This window comes from Pseudomonas sp. KH_046_2, from assembly GCF_057838985.1.
In genome coordinates, this window is sequence record NZ_CM174480.1 from 1,655,223 (window position 1) to 1,681,347 (window position 26,125).

At 59.3% G+C, this 26,125-nt stretch carries 7 protein-coding genes; 4 read left to right on the forward strand and 3 right to left on the reverse strand.

Going from position 1 to position 26,125, the window contains the following annotated elements:
* Nucleotides 1-8 precede the first annotated feature (8 nt).
* Nucleotides 9-2,168, reverse strand: coding sequence for a type I secretion system permease/ATPase (locus AC3IX1_RS07565; protein ID WP_489387710.1), 2,160 nt, complete (start codon nucleotides 2,166-2,168; stop codon nucleotides 9-11).
* Nucleotides 2,169-2,184: 16 nt separating this feature from the next.
* On the reverse strand, nucleotides 2,185-3,549 hold the full coding sequence (locus AC3IX1_RS07570; protein WP_489387711.1) for a TolC family outer membrane protein: 1,365 nt from the start codon (nucleotides 3,547-3,549) through the stop codon (nucleotides 2,185-2,187).
* Between the two features lie 589 nt (nucleotides 3,550-4,138).
* Here AC3IX1_RS07570 and AC3IX1_RS07575 point away from each other — a divergent pair.
* The 4 genes from AC3IX1_RS07575 (at nucleotide 4,139) to AC3IX1_RS07590 (ending at nucleotide 19,735) form a co-directional block, all read left to right on the forward strand.
* Nucleotides 4,139-12,796, forward strand: coding sequence for a retention module-containing protein (locus tag AC3IX1_RS07575; RefSeq protein WP_489387712.1), 8,658 nt, complete (start codon nucleotides 4,139-4,141; stop codon nucleotides 12,794-12,796).
* Nucleotides 12,797-13,123: 327 nt separating this feature from the next.
* Nucleotides 13,124-15,034, forward strand: coding sequence for a hypothetical protein (locus AC3IX1_RS07580; protein WP_489387713.1), 1,911 nt, complete (start codon nucleotides 13,124-13,126; stop codon nucleotides 15,032-15,034).
* Nucleotides 15,035-15,266: 232 nt separating this feature from the next.
* The gene (locus AC3IX1_RS07585) at nucleotides 15,267-17,213 is read left to right on the forward strand and encodes a hypothetical protein (protein ID WP_489387714.1); all 1,947 of its coding nucleotides are present in this window, start codon (nucleotides 15,267-15,269) and stop codon (nucleotides 17,211-17,213) included.
* Nucleotides 17,214-17,446: 233 nt separating this feature from the next.
* Nucleotides 17,447-19,735, forward strand: coding sequence for an autotransporter outer membrane beta-barrel domain-containing protein (locus tag AC3IX1_RS07590; RefSeq protein WP_489387715.1), 2,289 nt, complete (start codon nucleotides 17,447-17,449; stop codon nucleotides 19,733-19,735).
* Between the two features lie 74 nt (nucleotides 19,736-19,809).
* On the opposite strand, the gene AC3IX1_RS07595 is transcribed toward AC3IX1_RS07590, so the two are convergent.
* The gene (locus AC3IX1_RS07595; RefSeq protein WP_489387716.1) at nucleotides 19,810-26,013 is read right to left on the reverse strand and encodes an immunoglobulin-like domain-containing protein; all 6,204 of its coding nucleotides are present in this window, start codon (nucleotides 26,011-26,013) and stop codon (nucleotides 19,810-19,812) included.
* Nucleotides 26,014-26,125: the final 112 nt, after the last annotated feature.

Here is a 26,125-nt window from a genome sequence, read left to right on the forward strand (position 1 = left end):
GACGACTCCTAGACGGCCGCAGAGCCGACACGGCCCTTGCGCAGTGCATCGATGACCGCTTCTTTCGGACCGTCGGCGACGATCCGTCCGTTGTCCAGCACCACCAACCGGTCCACCAGGCTCAGCATCGAGGTGCGGTGGGTCACCAGCAGGATGGTTTTGCCCTGGACCCAGGCGTGAAGTTTTTGCCGAAGGACGTCTTCGCTGCTGTTGTCCATGGCGCTGGTGGGTTCGTCGAGCAGCATGATGGGCGGGTCGAGCAACATCGCCCGGGCCATCAACACGGCCTGACGCTGGCCGCCGGACAACAGTTGCCCGCGTTCGCCCACGGGCCGGTCGAAGCCTTGCGGGTGTTGTCGGGCCAGTTCGGTGACGCCGGTCATTTCCGCCACTTCGAGCATGCGTGAGTCGCTGATATAGCGCGCGCCGAGGGTCAGGTTGTCACGCAGGCTGCCGGCCAGAAGCGGCAGGTCGTGGGCGACGTAACCGATTTGATGGCGCAGGTCGGCGACGTCCAGTTGCCGCAGGTCCAGGCCATCGAGCAGCAACTGGCCTTCATCCGGTTCGTAGAAGCCCATCACCAGCCGCGCCAGGGTGCTTTTGCCCGAGCCGCTGCGGCCGATGATGCCGACGCGCTCGCCGGGCTTCACACTGAAGCTGACATTGGCCAGGGCGGGAGAACTCTGGCCGTTGTAGTGGAAGGTCACGCCGACGACATCCAGCGCGCCTTGCAGTTGGGTGCGCTCCAGCGGCCGTTGCCTGGCGTCGCGCTCCTGGGGCAGGCCCATCAGCGCGTCGGTGCTTTTCATGGTCAGTTGCGCTTGCTGGTAGCGGGTGATCAGGCCGGCGATCTGCCCAAGCGGCGCCAGTACCCGACTGCCCAGCATGTAGCTGGCCACCAGGGCACCAACGCTGAGGTTGCCGGCGATGATGCTGTAGACCCCGGCGACGATGGTCGCCATGCCGGACAGTTGCTGGATGAACAGCGTGCCGTTGGTGGCCAGGGCCGAGAGGTTGCGTGCATGGCTGTCGAGGCGGGTGAGGGCGCCGTGGGTGCTTTCCCATTTGTGCTGGCGTTCGCTTTCGGCGCTGCAGGCCTTGAGGGTTTCCAGGCCGCTGAGGGTTTCGATCAGCAGTGCCTGGCGTTCGGCGCCGAGGCTGAGGCTTTTCTGCACGGTGTCGCGCAGGCGCACCTGGATCACCATGGCGAAGATGATGGTGATGGGAAACGCCAGTATCGGGATCACCACCAGCCAGCCACCGAGCAGGCCGATCACCAATAGCATCAGCAGGCAGAAGGGCAGGTCGATCAGACTGGTGAGGGTTACGGCGGTGAGAAACTCCCGCAGGCCCTGGAAGTCATGAATGCTTTGGGCGAAGCCACCGATGGTCGCCGGTCGCGCTTTCATCGCCATGCCGGTGATGCGCTCGAACAGGGTGGCTGACAGGATCACATCGGTTTTCTTGCCGGCGGTATCCAGCAAGTGCGCGCGCACGACTCGCAGCACCAGTTCGAAAGCGGTGCCGATCAGCAGACCGATCGCCAGCACCCACAAGGTCGAAGTGGCCTGGTTCGGCACCACGCGGTCGTAGGTTTGCATCACGAACAGCGGCACCATCAGGCCCAGCAGGTTGATCAGGAAGCTCGCCAGGATCGCATCGCTGTATAGCCATTTCGACAGCTTCAGCGTATCGCGAAACCAGGCCTGCACCCGAGGCACCAGCGGCGAACGCAAGTCTTCGAGTTCGTGGCGTGGCCGGGCAAACAATGCCTGGCCACTGTAGTGTTCGGCCAGCTCTTCGGGGCTGAGCCATTGTTCGCCGCCGTCGGCTTCGCTGGGCAGGATCAGCACCTTGCCGTCCTCGCCATAACGGCGCAGGACGGCCGTGCGGCCGTTGTTGAGCAACAGCAGCACGGGCAGGTTGAGCGAGGAGATGTCTTTGAGGTCGCGACGCAGCAAGCGCGCCTGCAAACCGGCCCGGGCCGCTGCACGGGGCAGCAGGTCCAGGCTCAGGCGTTGGTGTGCCATTGGCAGCCCGGCACTGAGGCTGGCGCGACTGACCGTCGCGCCGTGGAGTTTGCAGAGGATCAACAGGCCGTCCAGAAGCGGGTCATCGAAGCTCAGGCGCGGATCGATACCGGTGTTGCCGGGTTCCATGCTGGTCATTGAACCCTCCCGGGCGCTACTTCATTTCAGGCAGACGAGCTTCGTTTTTCACTTCGGTCTGGGCGATCGCGTCGGCGGGCAGTACGACCCGTTGCTTGTTCAACAACTGGCCCATGTCCGCCAGGATACGGTACATCGAGAACTCTTCGGTGTAGCGCACTTCGGTGTAGCGACGGTTGGCGTTGTAGAGTTCGTTTTCACTGTCGAGCAGGTCCAGCAGGGTTCGTTGACCGAGGCCGAACTGGTCCTGGTAGGCAATGCGTACGCGCTTGCTGGTTTCGGCATATTCACGGGCGGTCGGGGTTTGTTTCTTGGCATTGACCATGGCGTTCCAGGCCAGGTGAATGTTTTCGTTGAGCTGGCGCAGGGCATTGTTACGGATGTCCATGGCCTGGTTGATCTTGTGCGAGTCGGAGGCCAGGCGCGCCTTGTCGCTGCCACCGCGGAACAGGTTGTAGTTCATCACCACACCGACCCGCCATTCGTTGTCGTGACCTTCATCACCCTGCACATTGTTGTTCGCACCTACGGCTGCCTCGGCGTCGAGGCGTGGGTAGAACGGCGACTTGGCGACTTCGTACTGGCTTTCGGCCGATTGCACGTCGGCCTGGGCCGATTTCAGGAAAGGGTTGTTTTCCACCATGCTCTGCTGGGCTTCGGGCAGGGTGGTGGGGACTTCGCCGCGAATTGATGGCGGGGTTTCGAGTTCATCGGGCATGCGCCCCACAACGGCATAGAAGTTCGACTCGGCATCGGCCAGATCGACTTCGGCGGTGTCGAGGTTGTTTTCTGCCAGTGCCCGGCGAGCGCTGGACTGGTCGGCATCGGCATTGCTGCCCACGCCTCGCTGGGTGCGCAGGCCGATCTGGTCGTTGACCCGCAAGTGCGCTTGCAGGTTGTTCTTGGCCAGTGTCACCAGTTCGCGGCGCTTGAGCACTTCGAGGTAAACCTCGGTGGTGCGCAGGGCCAGATCCTGAGCCGTACCCTGAGCGTAATAGGCTCGCGAGTTGACCACGCCTTTGGTGCGTTGGACTTCGTTGGAAGTGTTGAACCCGTCGAAGATCATTTGCCGCAGGCGCAATTCCGACTGGGTGTAGTTCAAGGTTTCGGTGTTGTGCCCGCCGGGGGTGAGCGCCCGGGTATTGGTGTTATCGCTGTACCCGCGCCCGTAGGCGGCGTTCAGATCAACCGATGGATAAAAGCCCCCTTTGGCGACCTTCACGTCCTCATCCGCCGACAGACGGCTGTCCACCCGTGATGCCAGTTCCGGGTGGGTCGCGATGGTGCTCTGGATTGCTTCGGTCAGCGTCATTGCCTGAGCCTGGGACGAGCAGGCCATGGCCAACAGAACCGCGCTGCAGAGGGGGGTTAATAGGCGCATGTACATCTCCCTGATTCCTGATGGTGCTTATCTCGATCGCCAAATATTTGACGACATTTGTGGGTAAAGTTGTTTCACCTCTTTAACAAAAGAGCTAAGAACATTCTGGAGCGTAGCTAAGAAATTTTTTTCATAAGGACTATGCAAAAAAAAACTTATGCGCTCTGTAAAATCCAGCACATTGTTCAATTGGAAAGCCCTTGTTTTATGGGCTCTAGGGCGCTCATCGGGGTTTGAGGAAAGTTCCAATCCACTTATCGAAATAGAGCGGAGAAGTGCTGGAGGGGAGGGATGCGAACGATCTGATGGCGACGGTTTTTTGTCACTTGAGTGCTTCGAGATCGTTACGCATCGCTCACAGGCAACGTTGTTGCGAACAGGGATCCGATGCCATTGATTGCAGAGGGTTTTTCCCGAAATCGTAAACAGCGCAGTGAGCGACTGGCTGGGTGAGATCGTTGTCGGGGCCGCGGCTTACTCAAGTAAACCGGCACCCGCAACACGATCCGCCAGACAACCCGCTTGAGCCATGAGCACGTTCTTCGCACAAACAAGCTGCCGACAGCGGTTGGCTGCGGAGGAAGTGCACATGGCTACGCTCATCGGTATCGTCAGTAAGGTCATCGGTCAGGTGTTCGCGGTTGCGAGCGACGGCACCCGGCGTGCTTTGGTCGAGGGGGACCGGCTGTTTGCCGGCGACCAACTGAGCACCGGCGCTGAAGGCGCGGTGGCGGTGCATCTGCAAAATGGCCAGGAGCTGACCCTTGGGCGCGGCAGCAGCATGCAGATGACCCCGCAGTTGCTCGCCAATCAGATTCCCCATGTGGACTCGCCTGAAGCGCTGACGCCGAGCGAAGCGCAACTGACCGATGTCGAACAGCTGCAAAAAGCCATTGCGGCGGGCGACGACCCGACCCAGACCGCTGAAGCCACCGCTGCCGGGCCTACCACGACTACCGGTGTACCGGGCGGCATCCCGGGCAGTGGCCATAGTTTCGTCCTGCTCGAAGAAGTGGGCGGACGAGTCGAACCGGTCATTGGCTTCCCCACGGCCGGGTTCAATGGCATTCCCGAACTTCCCGAAGAACGCCTGAACGCTAATCCGGACAACGCTGTAGCGGACGAAGCCCCTGTGGTGCCGCCGGTGGTGCCGCAGGTGCCGAACAATCCGGTCACCTTCGACGGCCTGTCGCAGCAGAACGGCGAGCGGACCGTCAATGAAGCCAACCTGGCCGACGGTTCGGCGAGGAACGAAGGCTCGCTGACGCGAAGCGGCACCTTCACCATCAATGCGCCAGACGGGCTGACCAGCCTCAGCATCGGCGCGATCAACTTGATCAGCGGCGGCGTGGCGGCAGGTTTCCCGCAGTCTATAACCTCCCCGCTGGGCGGCACGCTGACCGTCACCGGTTTCAACCCGGCCACGGGCGTGGTCAGTTACAGCTACACCCTCAACCGTGCCGAATCCCACGTGAGCGGCGAGGGTGCCAATAGTCTTGTCGAACACGTCACCGTGGTGGCCAGCGACAGCAATGGCGACAGCACTACCGGTACAGTGACAATCAACATCATCGACGACGTGCCGCAAGCAGTCGATGACAACAATGGCACTGCTTCGGAAACCCTGCTGACCCTCAACGGCAACGTACTGAGCAACGACGTGCAAGGCGCCGATCGGGTAACCGTCGGGGAAAACAGCGGCCCGATCACCCCTGGCACTTTCACCGGCACCTACGGCACCCTGGTGCTCAATGCCAACGGCACTTACACCTACACCCTCAACACCAGCGATGCGGATTTCAAGGCATTGCACGGCGGTGGCGACGGCACCGAAACCTTCACCTACACCCTCACCGACTCGGACGGCGACAGCAGCACCGCGAATCTGGTGCTGCAGATCCACAACAACGATGATCCGATCACGATTGGCGGTTTGAATGCTGAGGGAGGCGAGTTGACCGTCTTCGAGAAAAACCTCAGCGACGGCAGCGCACCGGATGCCACCGCGCTGACCCAGAACGGCACCTTCACCGTCGCCGCCCTCGACGGCGTAACCACCCTGACCGTCGGCGGCATCGCCGTGGTCACCGCTGGCGTGGCCGCCGGCTTCCCGCAATCGATCACCACCCCGTTGGGCAGCACCCTGACCATCACCGGCTTCAACGCCGCGACTGGCGTGGTCAGCTACAGCTACACCCTGGTGGACAACGAAGCCCACCCGACCGCCAACGGTACCAACACCCTGCCTGAGCAATTCGCCGTGACCGTGGTCGACGACAACGGCACCACCGCGACCGGTTCACTCGACGTCAACATCGTCGACGACCTGCCCAACGCCGTGGGCGACAGCAATGGCACTGCCTCGGAAACCCTGCTGACCCTCAGCGGCAACGTGCTGAGCAACGACGTACTAGGTGCCGACCGGGTAACGCTCGGTGAAAATGCCGGCCCGATCACCCCCGGCACCTTCACTGGCACCTACGGCACTTTGGTACTGAATGCCAACGGCACTTACACCTACACGCTGAACACCAGCGATGCCGATTTCAAGGCATTGCACGGCGGCGGCGACGGCACCGAAACCTTCACCTACACCCTCACCGATTCGGATGGCGACAGCAGCACCGCGAACCTGGTGCTGCAGATCCACAACAACGATGACCCAATCACGATTGGCGGATTGAACGCTGGGGGCGGCGAGTTGACCGTCTTCGAGAAAAACCTCAGCGACGGCAGCGCACCGGATGCCACCGCGCTGACCCAGAACGGCACTTTCACCGTCACGGCCCTCGACGGTGTCACCACCCTGACCGTCGGTGGTATCGCCGTGGTCACCGCCGGCGTGTCGGCAGGCTTCCCGCAATCGTTCACCACTCCGTTGGGCAGCACCCTGACCATCACCGGCTTCAACGCGGCGACTGGCGTGGTCAGCTACAGCTACACCCTGGTCGACAACGAAGCCCACCCGACCGCCAACGGTACCAACACCCTGCCTGAACAGTTCGCCGTGACCGTGGTCGATGACAACGGCACCACGGCCACGGGTAGCCTCGACGTCAACATCGTCGACGACCTGCCCTATGGCGTGGACGACAGCAATGGCACTGCCTCGGAAACCCTGCTGACGCTGAACGGCAACGTGCTGAGCAACGACGTACAAGGCGCGGATCGGGTAACGCTCGGTGAAAACAGCGGACCGATCACCCCCGGCACTTTCACCGGCACCTACGGCACCCTGGTGCTGAATGCCAACGGCACCTACATCTACACCCTCAACACCAGTGATGCCGATTTCAAGGCGTTGCACGGCGGCGGCGACGGCACCGAAACCTTCAGCTATACGCTGACAGACGCCGACGGCGATAGCAGCACCGCCAACCTGGTGCTGGAGATCCACAACAACGACAATCCGGTGGTCCTCCATGGCCTCAACGTATATGGCGGTGAACTGACGGTTTACGAAAAAAACCTCAGTGACGGCAGCAACCCTGACGCACCAGACCTGACCCAGAACGGCACTTTCACCGTCACGGCCCTCGACGGTGTCACCACCCTGAGCGTCGGTGGCATCGCCGTGGTCACCGCCGGCGTGGCCGCTGGCTTCCCGCAATCGATCACCACGCCGTTGGGCAGCACGCTGACCATTACCGGGTTCAACGCGGCGACCGGTGTCGTGAGCTACAGCTACACCCTGGTCGACAACGAAGCCCACCCCAATGCCAACGGCGCCAACACCCTGCCTGAGCAGTTCGCCGTGACCGTGGTCGATGACAACGGCACCACCGCGACGGGCAGCCTCGACGTCAACATCGTCGACGACTTGCCCTATGGCGTGGACGACAGCAATGGCACTGCCTCGGAAACCCTGCTGACGCTGAACGGCAACGTGCTGAGCAACGACGTGCAAGGCGCCGATCGCGTGACTGTTGGTGAAAATGCCGGTCCGATCACCCCCGGCACCTTCACTGGCACCTACGGCACTTTGGTGCTCAATGCCAACGGCACTTACACCTACACGCTGAACACCAGCGATGCCGACTTCAAGGCGTTGCACGGCGGCGGCAACGGCAGCGAAACCTTCACCTACACCCTTACCGATTCCGACGGCGATAGCAGCACCGCCGACCTGGTGCTGAACGTCCACAACAACGACGATAAGGTCACCCTCAACGGCCTCGACGTGTATGGCGGTGAGCTGACGGTCTACGAGAAAAATCTCAGCGACGGCACCAGCCCCGATACGCCGGCCCTGACCCGCAGTGGCACCTTCACCGTGGCCGCTCTCGATGGCCTGCAAACCCTGACCGTGGGCGGCATCACGGTCGTCAGCGGTGGCGTGGTCGCCGGTTTCCCGCAAACCGCCGTCACGCCACTGGGCAGCACCCTGACCATCACCGGTTTCAGCCAGGGCGTGATCAGCTACAGCTACACCCTCAACGATAACGAAGCCCATCCAGTGGCCAATGGCACCAACAACCTCATCGAGAACATCAACGTCGTGGCCACCGACACCGATGGCGACAGCGATACCGGGCAGATCAACGTCAAGATCGTCGATGACCTGCCGAGCGCCAAACCCGACGCGGATTCGGTGCAGGAGGGCGGCACCGTTAGCGGCAATGTGCTGGACAACGACATCGACGGGGCCGATGGCCCTGCTATCACTGGTGCAGTGGTTGGTGTGCGTTCCGGCGATGACACCTCAAGCTCGGCCATCGGCGGGCTCGGCGACCACATCGCCGGCACCTACGGTTACCTGACCCTCGATGCCAACGGCAACGCCGTTTATCACAGCACGCCTAACGCAGTAAGCGGTCCCGGCGCGGTGGATGTGTTCACCTACACCGTGCGCGACTCCGATGGTGACGAAAGCACCACCACCATCACTATCGACGTCTACAACAGTTACCTGAAAGCCGTCAGCGACAACGACGTGACGGTTCTGGAAAAAGCCCTCGACCTGAACCAGGAAGACCAGGACCTGGTCGCCGGCACCGTCGCCGGCAGCGATCCGACCAATACTGGCGAAACCGCTTCCGGCACGCTGGTGGGCTCGGTCACTCAAGCCGTCGGCGCGATCACCTACGCCCTGGTCGACAGTAATCTCGGGGCATACGGGCAGATTCAGCTCAATGCCAACGGCACCTACACCTACACCCTGACGACGCCACCGAGCACCACGCCGCAGGCCAATGACGGCCCGAACGTGATGCACGAAACCTTTACCTACCAGGCCACCGATTCGTTGGGCAACATCGTCACCAGCACCATCGTGGTGAACATTGTCGATGACGTGCCCAAAGCGATGAACGACAGCAACCTCGGCACCGCTTCGGAGGCAGTGCCAAGCCTCAGCGGCGATGTGTTCGGCAACGACGTGATCGGCGCCGATAAAGTCGCCATCGGCCCGGATGCCGGCCCGGTCACCCCAGGCACCTTCAACGGTACCTATGGCACCCTGGTACTCAATGCCAACGGCACCTACACCTACACGCTGGATCCCGATAATGCGGACTTCAAAAACCTGCATGGCGGTGGCAGCGACACCGAATCCTTCACCTATACCCTCACGGACGCCGACGGTGACATCAGCACCGCCGACCTGGTGCTGAACGTCCACAACAACGACGATAAGGTCACCCTCAACGGTCTCGACGTGTATGGCGGTGAGCTGACGGTCTATGAGAAAAATCTCAGCGACGGCACCAGCCCCGATACGCCGGCACTGACCCAGAGCGGTACCTTCACCGTGGCCGCCCTCGATGGCCTGCAAACCCTGACCGTGGGCGGCATCACGGTCGTCAGCGGTGGCGTGGTCACCGGCTTCCCGCAAACCGCCCTCACACCACAGGGCAGCACCCTGACCATCACCGGTTTCAGCCAGGGCGTGATCAGCTACAGCTACACCCTGAACGATAACGAAGCCCATCCAACGGCCAACGGCACCAACAACCTCATCGAGAACATCAACGTCGTGGCCACCGACACCGATGGCGACAGCGATACCGGGCAGATCAACGTCAAGATCGTCGACGACCTGCCAAGCGCCAAACCAGACTCGTCGTCGGTAGTGGAGGGTGGCACCGTCAACATCAGTGTGCTGGGTAATGACGTCAGCGGCGCCGATGGTCCGGCGACGGTGGTTGGCGTGCGTGCCGGCGGCAACACCTCGACGTCTGCCATTGGCGGGCTGGGCAATCAGATCAACGGTACCTATGGCTACCTGACGCTCGATGCCAACGGCAACGCGGTGTACCACAGCAACCAGAATTCGGTCGGCGATGCGGGCGCGACCGATACGTTCACCTACACCGTGCGTGATTCCGATGGCGATGAAAGCACCACCACCATCACCATCGACGTCGCCAACAGCATCATCAAGGCCAACCCCGACAGCGACGTGACGGTCTACGAAAAAGCCCTCGACCTGAGCATGGACGGCCAGGACCTGGTCGCCGGTACGGTCACCGGCAGCGACCCGGGCAACACCGGCGAAACCGCGTCCGGGACCCTGGTCGGTTCGGTCTCGGGTGCCAGCGGCGCGCTCACCTATACCCTGGTCGGCAGCGCCACAGGCACCTACGGAAAGATCCTGATCAACCCCGACGGCAGCTACACCTACACCCTGACCTCGGCTCCGAAAACCTCGCCGAACGCCAACGACGGGCCGAACAGCCTGAGTGAAAGCTTCACCTACAAAGCCACCGATGCGCTGGGCAACAGCAGCACCAGCACCATCGTGGTCAATATTGTCGATGACGTGCCCAAGGCGGTGGCAACGGATCGCTCGGTGGCGGCGGTGGAGATCGATTCCAACCTGCTGATCGTGCTCGACGTCTCCGGCAGCATGGCCGACGCTTCCGGCGTGTTCGACGTGTCGGGCGCGAGCCTGTCGCGCCTGGCCTTGGCCAAGCAGGCCATCAGTGCCTTGCTGGATAAATACGATGACCTGGGCGATGTGAAAGTGCAGCTCGTCACCTTCAGCAGCAGCGCTACCGACATGACCTCGGTGTGGGTCGATGTCGCGACCGCCAAGACACTGCTGGCCGGCCTCATCGCGAACGGCGGCACCAACTACGATGCGGCCGTGGTGACCATGCAGACCGCGTTCAACACCTCTGGCAAACTGACCGGTGCGCAAAACGTCGGCTACTTCTTCTCCGACGGCAAGCCCAACACTGGCCTGGAAATCGGCACCGCCGACGAGACTGCGCTGAAGGCCTTCCTCGATGCCAACGACATCAAGAACTACGCGATCGGCCTGGGCAGCGGCGTGAGCAATGATAATCTCAATCCACTGGCCTATGACGGTAGCAGCCACACCGACACCAATGCGGTGGTGGTGACCGACCTCAACCAGCTCAACTCGGTGCTGTCCGGCACTGTGATCGGTGCGCCTGTGACCGGTTCGCTGCTGGGCGAGGGCGGTACATTCGGCGCCGATGGCGGTTTCATCAAGACCATCACGGTGGACGGCACCACGTACACCTACGATCCAAGCGGCAACACGAATCAGGGTTCGCTGAACTTCAGCGGCGGGCTCAACCATGGTACGTTCAACACCGTGGACAACACGTTGAGCATTGCCACCAACAACAGCGGCACCTTGCAGGTCAATCTCGACACCGGTGAATACGCCTACATTTCGCAGAAAACCACCTCGGTGTTGATCACCGAAAACATCGGATTCACCGTCAGCGACAACGACGGCGACCTGGCCAGTTCCACCCTGACGATCAAAGTCATACCGAACGCACCGCCAGTGGCCGCCGATGACCACGTCATCACCAACGTGCTGTCGAGCAACATCGTGGTGCCGGGCGAACTGTTGCTGGCCAATGACACCGACCCCAACGGCGATCAACTCTCGGCAACACCGACTTCGTTCAACACCGGCTGGATCGCCAGGGACGCGGACTTCACCGGCACCGGCGCGATCAGCTTTATCGGTGAAAATAACAACCCCGCCAACAAGAGTCTGGCCAACGTGCGTAACGCCTTTGCGGTCAACACGGCCATGACGGCGCTGCTGGTGGTCAGTGGCTATCTCGGCGCGGCGAACAATTCCAATGGCAACAATGAAGACCTCATCACGGTCAAACTGAAACAGGGTGAGACGCTCAGCCTCGATCACAATCTGGACCCTGGGCACGTCACAATGGAGTATTCGCTCAACGGCGGGGCGTTCGTAAGCATCGCCGATGGCGGCACCATCACCGCAAGCGCGGAAGGCACTTACCAGATCCACCTGACCAACATCACCAACACCAGTGGCAGCGATGAGAACTCGGCGGAAAACTATCAGCTGACCATGACCATCAACTACGCCGGGGTACAGGCCGGTACCACGGACTACCACGGCACCTACACCGCCAACGACAACCACGGCGGCAGCGACTCGGCCAACCTGATCATCAGCTATCAGGACGGTCACACCCTCACCGGCACCAGCGGGGATGACGTACTGGTGGCGGGCACGGGCAACAACATCATCAATGCCGGCGACGGCAACGATGTGCTCACTGCCGGTTCCGACAACAACGAGCTGCATGGCGGCGCCGGCAATGATCTGCTCTACAGCGGTTCGGGCAATGACATCCTCGATGGCGGTACGGGCATCGACACGGCCAGTTACGCTCACGCCACCGCCGGGGTGACGGTCAACCTCAGCCTGCTCGCTACGCAGAACACACTCGGCGCGGGCACGGACACCCTGACGGGCATCGAAAACCTCACCGGCTCGAACCTCAACGACACCCTGACCGGTGACAACAACAGCAACGTGATCAACGGCGGCCTGGGCAACGACATCCTCAATGGCGGGGGTGGCGATGACTTGCTGATCGGTGGCCTGGGCAACAACACCCTTACCGGCGGTACCGGGGCGGATACCTTCCAGTGGCTCAAGGGCAACAGTGGCCATGACGTGATCACCGACTTCACGCCCGGCACCGACAAGCTCGACCTGTCGCAACTGCTGCAAGGGGAGAACGGCACCATGGCTTCGCTGGATGACTACCTGCACTTCACCATCACCGGCAGCGGGCCGTCGACGGTGACCAGCATCGACGTCAGCGCCATGGCCGGCGCCGCGTCGAACCAGACCATCGACCTGGCTGGCGTCAACCTCGCCAGTCATTACGGTGTGACTCCGGGAGCGGGTGGGGTGATCGCGGGCGGACACGACACGGCGACCATCATCAACGGCATGCTCAACGATCATTCGTTGAAGGTGGATACCGTGTAAGCCGAAGCCGCAACCACTGAACCCGCGCTCTCAATCAATCGGGAGCGCGGGTTTTTTTATGGACACTGCAAAATCAGGTGATTTGAGGGCCGTTTTGCGATGAGTGGTCGCAATACCTGTTATTTCTGACAGTAGGCAGTATCAGCGGACAGGCGTTTAATTAGGCCCATCAGATGCGCCGATGTGATGACCGTGAAGGCAGTTTTGCACGTGACTCACTGGCCAGGCGCATTGCACTTGATTCATTGCCACGGAGTATCAGCGATGCCGTCCCCGAAATTTCCGATAGACCCAGAGCGTACCGGGCCTGCCCAGGGTGAGGACGGTATGGCCCTGCCGTTGCCTATCGTTCCGGTCATTCTCAAAGACGAGGACGGTAATGAAAGTGCGGATGGGCTGGTGCCGCGCAACGTTTTGAATAGTGATCTGCAGGTCACTGTACCGGCGTGGAATTTTTCCACCGATCCGGTTTTTGTCGCAGACATTGTTGCCGTTGGTTGGAGGCCGGTAGGACACGTTTTTTTTGAAGTCAGCAGATTTCGATTTCCCATCCCCATTGATTCGGGGGACAAGATCGTATCGGTACCACGGGATTTGTTGGTTCACGGGGTCTATGACCTGTCGTACAAGCTCATCATCGGGGGCAACTCGGCTGAATCCGAAATCAAGAAAATCACGGTCGACCGGATTCAACCCGATGATGGTCAGCAACCTGTGGCGCTGCAGATGCTGGATCTCGTGGGCAACATCACTGACGACTATTTGACCCGGCACGGGCAAGTTCGCTTCAAAGTGCCTAAATATGTCGATGTGCAGGCTCGGGATCGGGCGATTTATTACTGGACGGATACTCCCAATCCACCGGATTCGGAAGCGGAAATTCGCGAACAGGCCTTCAGCCAGCTGGATATCGACAATGATCAACTGATCATCACGATGTACGAGGCGGATATACGGGATCGGGGCCACGGGGAGCGTTACATCTATTACCGGCTGCGGGACTGGGCCGGTAACCGTGGGCCACGCTCGACGTTTTTAGCGCTGACGGTCGACTTGCTCCCGGCGCCGGGCAATCTCAAGCCGCCACGCGTGCCGCTGTCGGCCAGAGGCTTGATAGACCGTCAGCATGCTCGTGAAGGTGCGGTGAACCAAGGTGCGGTAACGGTAGAAATCGATGCCTATGACAATCCCGATGTGGGCGATGAGGTGTTGATCGACTGGGATGCAAACCCCTTGGCACCGCTGAAAGTCGACCCCGTACAGTTCCCGCTCGTGGCTCCGGTGCCTTGGTCGGTGCTCCGCGCCAATGGCCTTGGCCCAATGACGGCGCGCATCACTTACAAGGTGAAACGCGGCAGTGGAGACACGCCGCCATCGCTTGAAACGCGGGTGCCGATGGATTTGACCGTGGCCGGGCAGGACCATGCCAATGCACCAGCGCTGCTGAACTCCACGCTGGCCCTGCTTGAAGTGTATGGCGTCAAATCCCAGACCTTGAACACCTTGCTCTCTGAGGATTTTGGTGAAGATGCCGAGGCATTTCTGACCTTGTTTGACGATCCACAACGCGGGCAGACGATCGAGTTGTACTGGGGGGCGATCAGCACACCGGTTGCGCAATATATTGTCCAGTCCGGCGACGTTGCGGGAAAAAGGGTGCCGATTACAATCCCCTGGTCTGCGATTGACCAGGATCGGGACAACCCGGCTCTGCCGGTCTACTACACCACCAGCAACGGTATCAATCTGCAGCAAGCGCGAATCACCTCGGTCCGTGTCTTGATTGTGGTCATTGAGGATCTGAAAGAGCCGTCGTTCCCCCATGCGGGCAAATTCGGTGTTCTCAATTGTTGTGCATGCCCGAGGCTCTGGAAGGGGGTCTGGGTGAAAGTGGAAGGTAATCCGGCCTTCAATGTGAACGATGTCGTGACCCTGCATTGGCAAGGGTGCGCAGGGATGAATGGTACATCGCCCATTCCCGGCGTCGTTGACACGTTTGCAACGACGTTGACCACAGAACAGGCGCTTAATGGTTTCGAAGTTCATGTGGCTGATTATGAAAAACTGATTGCACCCATGGTGAACAATGGTTCCGCCCTTTGTTATTACGACTTGAAAAAGCTCAATGGCGCAGTGGGCGTTTCCAAGAAGGATTTCGTCATCATCAGCAGGACCATGCCCAGTGGTGAAGTGTGTTCGCCGACGAATGAAACTTGTCTGGAACCCTGCGATAAGTAATCGCTTCTGTCGTTGAGTTACCGATGTTTATTGAACGTGTTTGTTCCGGTTTTCGTGGCGCGTAACCCTGCATGTTGATAAGTGTTTTTTGAATGTTGAAGTCTGTGCCTTTCGAGGTGCTGTCTGTATGCGCTTGATGTTTTTTTAAATTGCGTCTTGGCTGTTGTCAGTCAAGTGCTCGGTTGAAATGCCTGGGGCAGGTAAAGCCCGTTTATTGAGTAGGAGTTGAGCTATGTCAAGTTTAGAAAAAATTACGTCCGCAAAACAAAGCCGGTTGGATTATCAAAAGATTCGCCTCGCAAGCCCAAAAGTTGTCGCGGATCCACCCAGCCTGCATGCCGATAATCCATTGTTGCCGGACACCCCTGATGATCTGCCTAATCAATTGCATCGCATCTATCAAGGGGTGGCACTCAAGGTTGAAGTGCCAAGGCCCGCCGTTGCGGACGATCCGAACGGTATTCCAGGAATCATTCAACTGACCTGGAATGGAAGTCGGGTGGGAAATATTTATAGGTACACTACACCGCTGGACTCCGGGATTGTCAAAATTGATCTGAATTTGCCGGAGAATTTGAGCAATCAAGCCGGAACCCATGAATTAGGTTACTACCTGGCGCAAGGTGGTAACCCCACTGACGTGACACCACTGATCATTAATGTTGATACGCACCACCCAGAAACCAATGGGGTGGTAACGGTTCCAGCGGAGGTGGACCGTGACGGTATTACCAAGAAGTACCTGGACGACAATGGTTTTGTTCCGGTAGCCGTACCTGAGTATGCAGGTAGAAAAATCGGCGATGTCATCGAACTCTATTTTGGTGATGCATTGCCAACTTCTCGCAAGTTTGATGAGATTAGGCGGACCGACACCGGTGTTCCGGTAACCTCCGACAAGTTGACTGCCAGCGTGGTGGGGGACAAGGAAGGGCAACATGCAATCTTTTACTACATCAGCAACCGCAAAGGCTTTCAAAGTGGAGTTTCTCTATTCAAACAACTGAATGTCACGCTGACCGACCCGCCAGTAGGTTTGTTGCCGCCGGATATTCCGCTGTACGACGACGGCCTGATCGACCTGGCGGATGCCCAGACCCCGGTAGGTGTAGGGATCAAGGATGAATACACAAACTTTGTGAATAGCGATCAATTGCTGGTGAATTGGGACGGTATCCCGCAAGTAGCCAAAACCATTGTCGGATTCCCCGTTTACGTGGATGTACCGTTCAGAGATGTCTTCAATGGTGACGCGGGTGAAAAAACGGTCAAAGTTGAGTATCAAGTCCAGCGCGGCACGCTTCGTTTTCCGTTAACTCCACTGTCTGTGGATGTCAAAGTGGACATGAGGAAACCGGGTGGCGGGATTGATCCTAGTAAACCAGACCCTGTTAACCCGGACCTTGCTCTGGTGACGGTTCAGGGGAAGGGCGGTAATGGTCCAAACGTGTTGACAGAAGCTGACAAGGACCAGGACGTCGATGTATCGGTTGTCATTTACGACGGGGCGAAAGCTAACGACGTGGTTCAACTTGTCTGGAAGGGTGTTCCCGTACCGGAAGCCAATGGCGGTGTATTTAGGGTGGTCGGGACTCCGGTGCCTCCAGCCACAATTGACTGGAGCATTGACTGGAGTGTTGTCGCCGACGGGGGGAACGGAAATCCAATTCTTGTAAACTACGAAATCGGACACCCGGATGTGAACGACAACAAAGACATCTCCCCTGATCAAGACGTTGATGTCGAAATTGTTCCCGGTGTTGTTCCAGAGGCGAAGTTTCAAAACCTTGACCCGGACTTTCCTGACTGGTTGAACTGCGGTTCATTGCGTCAGGATGCTGTGAAAGGCACCGTTGTCGAAGTACTGGTGCCAGGTGGCGAACCTCAACTTGCAGACCAGGACCTGGTTTTTAAATATCAGGGTTATACCGACAATTCAGGTACGGTGAAACCTGGCACGGCCATTGATGTTCCGTATAAACCCACCGCTCAAGAAGCAGTCAATGGTTTTATCGTGAAAATCCCTTATGCCCCAATTTTGGCAACCGAAAATGGCTATGGGGACATTAGATACACTGCTGTTGTCGACGGCCGCCCAGTACCGTCCGAACCACATCTGGTAAGGGTTTACTTGATTGATCCGGGTGATGGAGGCACTTGCAAAATCACTCGACGTTAAGCCGATTTGAGTATCCGGCGGGAGGCGCGTAATGCGCCTTCCGCTTTCGGGTGTCTTTCGTTGAGCGCGTCTCTGGTGTCGAGGCTTACGGAATGAAACCTGGAATTACTCGTGGTTAAAAAAAGGATTACTCCTACATTCGTGCCTGCATGTACTGGGTATTGTCTGCGCTCTCTTAGTCTTTTGCTCTGTTTCATGGAAGACGCGAGGCCTTGAACAATCGGAGCCATTTTATGAAGATCAGTAATAGCAAGTCGCACAAACCTGCCTTCGCAGGCCCATTCCAAATGCTGGTAGCCATACCGGCATTTTTTTTTCTGAGCCCTGCCGCATTGGCAGCGACCATCGTCGATAACACCACGCTGGACATCGATGCAACGACGCCAACCATTGACTACCTGGTGCGCAACAACGGCGTGCTCAACGCCACAGGCGCCAATACCAATGAGATTACCGCGACCGGCGGGTCGACACTGAACATCAATGGCGCGACCATTACTGCGAGAAGCGGTATCGAAGGGGTCACCATTACCAATAGCCAAGGGACGCTCAACCAGGCCAACGTCACCAGCGATACCCTGGCTCTGTCGGTCAATCGGCTGAGTTCCTCGACGCAAGGTTCGACGGTAACGGCCACAGGCGGTTTTTACCGCGGGGGTGACGCCGGGGCTCAAGTCACAGGCTTGAGTACTCTTACGCTCATCAATACCGAAGTCACCGGAACAGGCGCCAACAGCATTGGCCTGAATCTCCTCGGTGGTGATGTGCGCGCAACGTCGGGTACTCGCATCAGCGGTGACGCGGCGGGAGTTCGCATGGCCAGCGACCCGTCTCGCCTGGGCAACAATTCACTGGTGCTGGACAATGCCAGCGTGGAAGGCCGTAACGGCGCGGCGATTGTGGTGGATACCGGTATCAGCGCGAATATCGAAGTGCTGAACAATTCCACGCTGCAAGGGAAAGACAACCAACTTCTGATGATAAAAGGGGCCTCCACGGCCGCTTTGAAAGTGGCCAACAGCACCCTGCAAGGCAACGTGAGCGTCGACGGTGGGAGCACCGCGAACCTGACGTTCGATGCCGGTCACATGGTTGGCGATGTGGTGAAGGTCGATGATGCCTCGACGGCCAATGTCACCCTGCAAAACGGTTCGACACTCACCGGCCGCCTCGACAAGGCCAACGGTGTAACCATCAACAGCGGTTCGAACTGGACACTCACCGGCAACGACAGCATTGGCACGCTGGCCATGAACGATGGTCGTGTCAGTTTTGGCGCGGCGGGAGCCCCGGCTACTTACTATCAATTGAATGTCGGGACACTGGCGGGCAACGGTGTGTTCGCCATGAAAGGTGACTTCGCCACCGGCAACCACGACTTCCTCAACGTTACCGGCGTGGCAACGGGCGACTTCGGCCTGGCCGTGGCCGCCTCCGGGCTGGACGCGGCATCGCCGCAGGCCTTGACCCTGGTGCACACCGCGGCGGGCGATGCGAAATTCTCGCTCGAAGGTGGCCCGGTCGACGTGGGCACCTGGTCCTACGACCTGGCCCAGCGCAGCACGGGGGCAGGGGAGACTGAATGGTTCCTCGACCCGACCACCAAAACCGTCAGCCCCGGCGCGCGCTCGGTGCTGGCCTTGTTCAATGCACCGGTCACCATCCTGTATGCCGAGAATGCATCGCTGCGCAGCCGCATGGGCGAACTGCGTTTCAACGGCGGTAAAACCGGCTTCTGGATGCGCGGCTACGGCAACAAATACAACATCACTTCCGGTTCCGGCGTGGCCTATCAGCAGACCCAGCAAGGCCTCTCCCTGGGAGCGGATGTGCGTTTGGGCGAGAGCCAGTGGCTGGCAGGTGTCATGACCGGTTACAGTGATTCCGACCTGAACGTCGAGCAGGGCACCTCCGGGACCATCAACAGCTACTACCTGGGGCCGTACGTGACCTGGCTGGACGCCGAGACGGGCTACTACTTCGACGCCACGCTCAAGTTCAACCGCTTTCACAATGACGCCAAAGTCAGCATGAGTGACGGCACCCGCTCCAAGGGCGATTACCGCAACTCCGGCATCAGTGCTTCCGCCGAGTTCGGGCGCAACATCAAGCTGGATCAGGGCTACTTCGTCGAGCCGTACGCGAAACTGTCGACCGCGGTGATTCAAGGCAGCGACTATGACCTGGACAACGGCATGCACGCCGACGGTGATCGTGCACGCTCGATTCTCGGCGAAGCCGGTGCCACCGCCGGCCGTACCTTCAACATGGACAACGGCATGATCGCGCAACCTTATGTGCGTGCCGCCGTGCAGCAAGAGTTCATCAACAACAACCGGGTCACCGTCAACCACGACAACCAGTTCAACAACGATTTGTCCGGCACCCGCGGGTTGCTGGGGGCGGGTATTGCACTGGCGGTGACCAAGGACGTGCAAGTGCATGTCGATTTCGATTACAGCAACGGTGAGAACATCGAACAGCCGTATGGGGTGAATGTGGGGGGGCGTTTGGATTTTTAATCTCGAGCACTTATCGGAGTTTAAAAAACGCCCCTCATGATTCATGAGGGGCGTTTTTTCATCTGCTTATTGCGTTAGCCGTTTCTTATGCCATAACCATTTGCCGTATCACCTCCGAATCCGAAATCCCTAAGTGGTTGAGTTTGCCCGGTTGCCGGATAGATCGCCCACCGCTTGCCGATGCCGGCCTGATCGGCGGCCCAGCACCAAGCCGCTTCGGTTGGCACCCCGGTGTAGATGTTTCGGTATGAGTTCCATTCTGCCAGTGACGGGATGCGCCCACCTTGACTCGCGGCAGCGTTACTACATTGCGTGTAAGTATTGAAAGCGCCGGTTCCGAAAATTCGGTGCACATTCGACACCGATACCGGATACGAGGCGGTCTGATTTGCGCTATCTCTCACCGTGATCGTAGCGCTGCCATTGCCTTTGGAAATCACCCGTCCGGTGGAAGCATTCACCTCGGCCACCGCAGGATTGCTCGACGCATAGCGATAGGGCGGAACACCGCCGCTCGCGGTTCGGTCGACGAAGGCACCCGCGGGTGGATTGGTGGGCGTGTAGTCACTTCTGAAAATCCACGCAGACAACGTGACCTGACCAGGGGCAATGATTAACGGCGGGGTCGCCGTGTTGACGGTAAAACCGCGGGCATTGGAAAACTGCCCGGTGCTGACCGCTTTCGCCGTGATGCTGTGTGAGCCCAGGGCCACGGACAGGGTGGTATTCCAGGTTTCGCCCACGGCTCGCACCGTGTGTTTGGGCACGTTGTTGTCGTGGATCTGAACCTCATGGTTGGGCGTGACTTTCCCTTGAAGGCTCACGGTCGTATCAGTGGTACTTCCTCCATTTGTCAACTCGCCTCGGGAATCCCTGACGGACGTGATTGTCGGGGCTATATGGGCCGCTACCGCAAAATTACGAGGCGCAGACACCTGGCCGTTGCCGTACAGTGCCAGTGCCTTGAGGCTGTAGGCCTTGACGGTCAATGAATTGAGCACCTGGTTCCAGTCACCGCTGGCATTGGCTTGAGGCTCACCGAGCGATGTTGCGCCATCGAGGAGTCGGACTTTTTGATTGGGGCTGGCCTTGCCGGTGACGGTGACGCTGCGATCAAAGGTGGTGCCACCCGGCGCGACGGTGCCTTTGGAGTCGGTGACATTGGTGATGGTCGGGACAATGGTCTCGGCCACGGAAAAGGCGCGCAGTGGGGACTCCGGTCCATCGCCATACAGCGCCAGTGCCTTGAGGCTGTAGGCCTTGACGGTCAATGAATTGAGCACCTGGCTCCAGTCACCGCTGGCATTGGCTTGAGGCTCACCGAGCGATGTTGCGCCATCGAGGAGCCGGACTTTTTGATTGGGGCTGGCCTTGCCGGTGACGGTGACGCTGCGATCAAAGGTGATGCCACCGGGGGCGACGGTGCCTTTGGAGTCGGTGACATTGGTGATGGTCGGGGCAATGGTCTCGGCCACGGTAAAGGCGCGTAGTGGGGACTCCGGTCCATCGCCATACAGCGCCAGTGCCTTGAGGCTGTAGGCCTTGACGGTCAATGAATTGAGCACCTGGCTCCAGTCACCGCTGGCATTGGCTTGAGGCTCACCGAGCGATGTTGCGCCATCGAGGAGCCGGACTTTTTGATTGGGGCTGGCCTTGCCGGTGACGGTGACGCTGCGATCAAAGGTGATGCCACCGGGGGCGACGGTGCCTTTGGAGTCGGTGACATTGGTGATGGTCGGGACAATGGTCTCGGCCACGGTAAAGGCGCGCAGTGGGGACTCCGGTCCATCGCCATACAGCGCCAGTGCCTTGAGGCTGTAGGCCTTGACGGTCAATGAATTGAGCACCTGGCTCCAGTCACCGCTGGCATTGGCTTGAGGCTCACCGAGCGATGTTGCGCCATCGAGGAGCCGGACTTTTTGATTGGGGCTGGCCTTGCCGGTGACGGTGACGCTGCGATCAAAGGTGATGCCACCGGGGGCGACGGTGCCTTTGGAGTCGGTGACATTGGTGATGGTCGGGACAATGGTCTCGGCCACGGTAAAGGCGCGCAGTGGGGACTCCGGTCCATCGCCATACAGCGCCAGTGCCTTGAGGCTGTAGGCCTTGACGGTCAATGAATTGAGCACCTGGCTCCAGTCACCGCTGGCATTGGCTTGAGGCTCACCGAGCGATGTTGCGCCATCGAGGAGCCGGACTTTTTGATTGGGGCTGGCCTTGCCGGTGACGGTGACGCTGCGATCAAAGGTGGTGCCACCCGGCGCGACGCTGCCTTTGGAGTCGGTGACATTGGTGATTACCGGTGTATCGGCGGAGGCCACGGTAAAGGCGCGCAGTGGGGACTCCGGTCCATCGCCATACAGCGCCAGTGCCTTGAGGCTGTAGGCCTTGACGGTCAATGAATTGAGCACCTGGCTCCAGTCACCGCTGGCATTGGCTTGAGGCTCACCGAGCGATGTTGCGCCATCGAGGAGCCGGACTTTTTGATTGGGGCTGGACTTGCCGGTGACGGTGACGCTGCGATCAAAGGTGATGCCACCGGGGGCGACGGTACCTTTGGAGTCGGTGACATTAGTGATAGTCGGGACAATGGTCTCGGCCACGGTAAAGGCGCGCAGTGGGGACTCCGGTCCATCGCCATACAGCGCCAGTGCCTTGAGGCTGTAGGCCTTGACGGTCAATGAATTGAGCACCTGGCTCCAGTCACCGCTGGCATTGGCTTGAGGCTCACCGAGCGATGTTGCGCCATCGAGGAGCCGGACTTTTTGATTGGGGCTGGACTTGCCGGTGACGGTGACGCTGCGATCAAAGGTGATGCCACCGGGGGCGACGCTGCCTTTGGAGTCGGTGACATTAGTGATAGTCGGGCTGATGGTCTCGGCCACGGTAAAGGCGCGCAGTGGGGACTCCGGTCCATCGCCATACAGCGCCAGTGCCTTGAGGCTGTAGGCCTTGACGGCCAATGAATTGAGCACCAGGCTCCAGTCACCGCTGGCATTGGCTTGAGGCTCACCGAGCGATGTTGCGCCATCGAGGAGCCGGACTTTTTGATTGGGGCTGGCCTTGCCGGTGACGGTGACGCTGCGATCAAAGGTGGTGCCACCCGGCGCGACGGTGCCTTTGGAGTCGGTGACATTGGTGATGGTCGGGACAATGGTCTCGGCCACGGTAAAGGCGCGCAGTGGGGACTCCGGTCCATCGCCATACAGCGCCAGTGCCTTGAGGCTGTAGGCCTTGACGGTCAATGAATTGAGCACCTGGCTCCAGTCACCGCTGGCGTTGGCTTGAGCTTCACCGAGCGACGTTGCGTCATCAAGAAGCCGGATCCATTGATTGGGACTGGCCTTGCCGGTGACGGTGACGCTGCGATCAAAGGTGATGCCGCCGGGGACGACGGTGCCTTTGGAGTCGGAGACATTGTCGATGGTTGGGGTAATGGTCTCGGCCACAGCAAAAGCCCGAAGCAGGCTGTCCACAGGGTCGGCGGCATATTTGGCGCGCGCGACAATGTGGTAGTCCTTCACCTCCAGACCGGTCAGCAGTTTTTTCCAAATGCCATCGGCACCGACGTCGGCCTCACCTTTTGAAGTGGAGCCATCAAACAACTCAACGCTTTCACCACGGGTCGCCGTGCCTTCAACGGTCACTTCCTTATCGAACGTGATTCCACCCTCCGCAACCGGGCCTGTTGAGTCAATCACATCAGTGATCACTGGCGTCAGGTAGTCGTAGCGAGTTTTGACGGTCAGTTCTAGCAACGGAAACTCGATGGCCGCGCTTTCCTGCGAATCGCCATCGAAGGCTACCTTGCAGATCACGGTCGCCGGTGAAGCATGGCCCAGTTTCAGCAGTTCGGATCTGAGGAGGGTTTCATTGAGGCCGTTGGCCAGTTGTGTCGGCGTGATCTCCGTACCGTTGAGCAGTTCAATCGTGTGAGTCACCCCCGAAACGGTCTTGCCTTGCAGCCTTAGCCAGACGCGTTGCTTGAGCGCGATAAATGGCCATTTATCGACAGTGACTCTGGCGTCGCCGGTAAAGGTCATCAGGTCAAGGATGCCATTGGAGGCCTGGGGCACTTGTGGGCGCGGAAGCTCGTCCTCGGGATTTTGAAAAGTCAGGACTCTCAAGGCCTGTGTCTCTGACGGTGACGCGAAACCATAACGTTTGACGTCATAACCGACGCTCACCATCTTGTTGATGTTGGCGCCGACAAACGAGGGAGCCAGATGAAACCGCACTTTTTTACTCCCGTGCCCAGGAAGCTCAAGATCTTCGGAGGTACCTGCTCCTGGTACTCCAAGCCACTTCAGTGTGATGACATCCAGTGTCGGATCCATGCTGGCATAGCCGGCGTCGATATCGACGCCGCTAATGGCATGCATGGGATTGAGGCTGACATTGGGGGCTTCGCCTTGAGCCTGAATCACGTCGGGTGCAGGCAACTCACCCACCAGGTAGCCGATCATCAGGTTCAGGGTGTTGGAGTAGCTGTACAAGCCGGTGGCGGCGTGTTTCAAGGTGTAGCGCACTTTCACATAACGCCCGACATTGGCGGTGACATAGGCGGCATCCACCCGGAAGTGCACGGGCTTACCCGCTGTTAAAGTGGTAATCGGCAACCAGTCACTGGTGCTGGCGAAGGGGTTAGGGCTGGTCCAGTAATACGTCAGAATGTCGTCTTTGACCGTCCCCAGGTATTCGACCAGCACCGTGGCGTTATCGAAAATTTTTGACGGGTCCAGCACATCGTCATCGGCCTCCACCACCTTGGGCGCCGGCAGCGTGGCCCGGATGGCCTTGACGTCGACCAGCAGGTGCTCGGATTCTCTGACCCCGTAAATGGCTGCCTGATCGTTGGACACCACATAAGACAAATCAAGCCTGCCGTCAGTCAGCACGGCGATGTGTTCACCCGGCACGTAAATCGTAATCTTCTTGCGATCCGCATCCCCCTGGCTGACGGTGTACTCCTCGTCATGGACATAGGGCAGGCCATTGGATCGGGTGCCGAGCCATCTCAGGTTGATGAAGTCGCCGTTGGTCATCCCAGGGTAAGTGATATCGACGGTGGCCACGCCGTTGTCGGGTTCGAGGAGGTTGCCGACCAATTCCCGGATCGTCGGCGCCGGATGCGCATACACATCGCCGACCACGCTGGCGAAGGCGCGTTTGGAGGAGAGCGGTGGATCGCCATTGAGTTTGGTCAGGACGTAGGAGGCGTCGGCCGAGCCCATGGCGATGGCGCGCACGTCAGCGTAAGTCACCTTGAACTCCCTGACACTCGGGATGTTGTCCACGATCCATGATTCGGTGTGAATCAGCGGGTTGCCGGTGAGCGGCGTGCCGATCCAGGTCATCCTGACCGTATCGTCGATGTCGAAATCGGGGCCCTGGACCAGGACTTGTACTGTCACGTCTTGCTGGTTCAGTTGCTTGAGGTCGATCACGCCGTTGACCGACTCCTTGATGATCGGCGCATCCAGGCGCCAGGCGCCTGCCTCCACACGCACATGGGTGGATTGCGACCATTGTTCGGAGAAGTTCCAGACTTCGTCGTGGACCTCGTATTGCACCAACAGTGCTGTGCTGTCGCCGCCCGCCAGTATGTCGGCCTGCGTGGCGGTGATCACGATAGGCACAGAGCCATCAGCTTGTGCCGCCGTGACAACGTGAGGTGTCAGATAAGCGCTGCCCCATTTCACCTGAATCACATCGCGCACGGTGATGTTCGGGTACACGCCGATGGTCATGGGCACCCCCTTTGCTGCCCATTCGGCATCCACGCCATTCTGGATGACATCCTCCGGCAGTTGCGCAATATGCAGTTCTGAATGACCCGGCAAATGTGGGTCCTTGTCGCGCCCGGCCGGCCGATCCAGTTTCACCAGCAACCGCAACGGCACGGCCGGGTCATCGGGTACGGTTTCGCCCTGGCGGGTCAGCACGTAATAGACTTCCTCGACCCAGCCGGGAACGATCTTCTCGACAGGCAGGAAAAAAAACACGGTCTTGTCGATTTCATCTTGCTCGACAACCCGGGTAACGAGTTTCTCGGTACCCCAGAAGATATCCAGCGTATCGCCGGCGAGCATCGGAAAGCTGTAAGCATTGACCGCGCACAACATCCCCTCGGGGCTGTCAGTGACGGCGTGGATGTTGATGCCACCGTCACCGTCAACGACGGGATACGTCATGCCGGCAACCAGCAAGGGGCGTAGAGCGAGAGGGGAAATGGCGGCAGGGAACACCGGAACCAGAAATGAGCGGAAATGCGACATGGAAAAGCCCTCGTCGATGTGGTGCTATTCAGACGTGAATAGATCGTTCGATTGGGCTCCAGGCCGAGGGGGTTGGCTACTGTCAGAAATAACAGGTTGGGGTGGGTTTTCG

What these genes read in the sequence shown, in the direction of transcription:
- AC3IX1_RS07565 (WP_489387710.1), bottom strand. Translation starts at nt 2,168, where the DNA reads ATGACCAGCATGGAACCCGGCAACACCGGTATCGATCCGCGCCTGAGC.
- AC3IX1_RS07570 (WP_489387711.1), bottom strand. Translation starts at nt 3,549, where the DNA reads ATGCGCCTATTAACCCCCCTCTGCAGCGCGGTTCTGTTGGCCATGGCC.
- AC3IX1_RS07575 (WP_489387712.1), top strand. Translation starts at nt 4,139, where the DNA reads ATGGCTACGCTCATCGGTATCGTCAGTAAGGTCATCGGTCAGGTGTTC.
- AC3IX1_RS07580 (WP_489387713.1), top strand. Translation starts at nt 13,124, where the DNA reads ATGGCCCTGCCGTTGCCTATCGTTCCGGTCATTCTCAAAGACGAGGAC.
- AC3IX1_RS07585 (WP_489387714.1), top strand. Translation starts at nt 15,267, where the DNA reads ATGTCAAGTTTAGAAAAAATTACGTCCGCAAAACAAAGCCGGTTGGAT.
- AC3IX1_RS07590 (WP_489387715.1), top strand. Translation starts at nt 17,447, where the DNA reads ATGAAGATCAGTAATAGCAAGTCGCACAAACCTGCCTTCGCAGGCCCA.
- AC3IX1_RS07595 (WP_489387716.1), bottom strand. Translation starts at nt 26,013, where the DNA reads ATGTCGCATTTCCGCTCATTTCTGGTTCCGGTGTTCCCTGCCGCCATT.